The sequence below is a fragment of the Psychrosphaera sp. genome (assembly GCF_982872775.1).
This window is the reverse complement of record NZ_CEYNSH010000095.1, coordinates 1-2,009: the sequence shown is the minus strand read 5'-3', so window position 1 is coordinate 2,009 and position 2,009 is coordinate 1. Positions and strand designations below refer to the sequence as shown.

3 protein-coding genes are annotated in these 2,009 nt (G+C 37.4%); 2 read left to right on the top strand and 1 reads right to left on the bottom strand.

From position 1 onward, the window contains the following. The first annotated feature begins 419 nt into the window (after positions 1–419). Together AC4E96_RS14080 and AC4E96_RS14075 are read left to right on the top strand one after the other, a co-directional pair. A complete protein-coding gene (locus AC4E96_RS14080; protein WP_490256281.1) occupies positions 420–671 on the top strand; it encodes a type II toxin-antitoxin system ParD family antitoxin in 252 nt (83 codons plus the stop codon). After that, entirely contained in the window at positions 664–957 is a 294-nt protein-coding gene (locus AC4E96_RS14075; protein ID WP_490256280.1) for a type II toxin-antitoxin system RelE/ParE family toxin, read from the top strand. The genes AC4E96_RS14080 and AC4E96_RS14075 overlap by 8 nt, the downstream gene beginning before the upstream one ends. Positions 958–1,057: 100 nt before the next feature. Here AC4E96_RS14075 and AC4E96_RS14070 read toward each other — a convergent pair whose 3' ends face one another. Next, complete coding sequence (locus AC4E96_RS14070; protein WP_490256279.1) at positions 1,058–1,942, bottom strand: hypothetical protein; 885 nt, start codon at positions 1,940–1,942, stop codon at positions 1,058–1,060. Positions 1,943–2,009 lie beyond the last annotated feature (67 nt).

Below are 2,009 nucleotides of genomic sequence, written 5' to 3'. Positions count from 1 at the left end.
AACAATTAGCTTAGCGGTTCTTTGCCTTTGAAATATGGCGTAGGTAACACTCCACACTTCAAAATAAATAAACGCATCCCTTTTGTTTTTGTAAAATACTACCTTTTTGCAAGTGGTTTATTTATTGATGTCGCGGAAAGCAAATAGCAGTAATCAAGATACATTAGCTTCAACTTCCATTGTTGGCAGTTTACTGGATTTCGGCTGCGTACGTGAAGCGGCCACTCAGGGGCAATCAAAACTAGATCTGCTATGAGCGAGAAGCTGACATTGGAAGCGAGAGAGTCCAATGGTCTGCACCAAATACGTTTGTAAAGTTCAGCTTATAGCAAAAAGTACCTAGTTTCCTCAACTGTAATCTATATATTTAGTAATTCGTGCACTATACTGCACTTATAGTATGAATTTAGGTGAATGTTATGGCAGTAGTAAGAAAGACGATTACATTTACTGAGCAGCAGGATGCTTGGGTAAAAAGTCGCGTTAGCAGTGGTGATTACACCAATGACAGCGAATATGTAAGAGACCTTATTAGAAAGGATCAACAGAGTAATGATAAGCTTCGTATCCTTCAATCTGCAATTGATGATGGCTTAGCAAGTGGCGTCAGTAAACGCTCTGTTGAAGATATTATGAAAGGTGTACAAACAAAGCTTGGTTTACATGACTAAGTTTGTTCTCTCTAATAAAGCTGATAGAGATTTGGCTGATATATTTGAATATGGAATTCTAAACTTTGGCGTTGAAAAAGCCACAGAATACCTACTTGGAATAAATGAAAAGTTTCAATTTATATCTGAAAACAAAGAGCTAGGCCGCTCGGCAGATGAAATTAGCAAAGGCTTGAAGAGAATTACCTATAACAAACACGTAGTCTTTTTTAAGGAACAGCAAGAGTCGGTCTTGATTGTGAGAGTATTAAGGCGAGAAATGGATTTTGATCGTCATTTATATTAAATGCGCCTATCAAGCGATTTAAGCACGAATCAGACCTACAACAATAGCAACACCAACGTCCGCCCCTTGTCTTAAGCAGACAACCATTCAAGCCTATCGGTCAGGCATTTGTGGACTCTAACTCTTTTACCCAAGGGTGATCTTTAGGTAGCTCTGTTGTAAATATATTGAGATCGAAACCTGTTTTTGTTGAAATCGAGTAGGTTACGCCAAAAACTAAATCCCATTTTCCATGTATCGATTCCATAAAGGTTTCTACAAGCTCGGTTGCCAAATCAATATTAAAGGTTTCGAGCTGACTTTCTGACAAACTAGTATTAATGAGAATCGCTGTTGGTTGGTCAAATCGTCTGGTAATGTGTGGCAACGTTTTAAATGCAGAAGATATGTCTTCTTTTGTTGGCGATGGGTTTTCAAATTTAATCGTAGAATAGTTTCCTAAACCATTAGATTTGAACACATTTACTATATCGGCAAAGTCAACTCCAATCATAATAGGCGTCGCTTGCATATCTATTATCGCAAACAGGCTTTTGACTAAGGCAGAATGGTCCTGTTTTTGAATGTTATTATCAGTAAAAAACAAGGGATGATGGACAGCATTGAGCTGCTTTGTAAGGCCTTCATTCAATTCTTTTGGTTTTGATAATATCGAAATGACTTTAAGACCTTTTTGAACAGCTAGATTAACCAGGTAATTGTGATTGATGCCATCCTTCTCATCGTTGAGGTCACCAATTACAAATGTGAAATCTGGGTCCAATGACAGAAGTTGTTCAAGGTGTTGTGAATCTGTTTCTGTGACCTGAGCAACTTTTTTCCTGTCAGAGTTTAACGTAGCACTACAATCTAAAGAGATAAGATGCTCGTAATCTTTTTTTAATGAAGAAACACTCTTAATATCTTTGTAAACGCTAGTGCTCAAACAAAGAATCGCAAATAGTGCTTGAGAATCATCCCTGTCTATAAATTTATCTAAATCCATTTATTCGCTTCTTTCACCCTTCAAATTAGTCACAAACAAGTCTCGTCGTTCTTGATAGCTCAGGTCT

Bases quoted from the DNA above. Each gene is read 5' to 3' on its own strand.
- AC4E96_RS14080 (WP_490256281.1), top strand. From the start codon at position 420: ATGGCAGTAGTAAGAAAGACGATTACATTTACTGAGCAGCAGGATGCT.
- AC4E96_RS14075 (WP_490256280.1), top strand. From the start codon at position 664: ATGACTAAGTTTGTTCTCTCTAATAAAGCTGATAGAGATTTGGCTGAT.
- AC4E96_RS14070 (WP_490256279.1), bottom strand. From the start codon at position 1,942: ATGGATTTAGATAAATTTATAGACAGGGATGATTCTCAAGCACTATTT.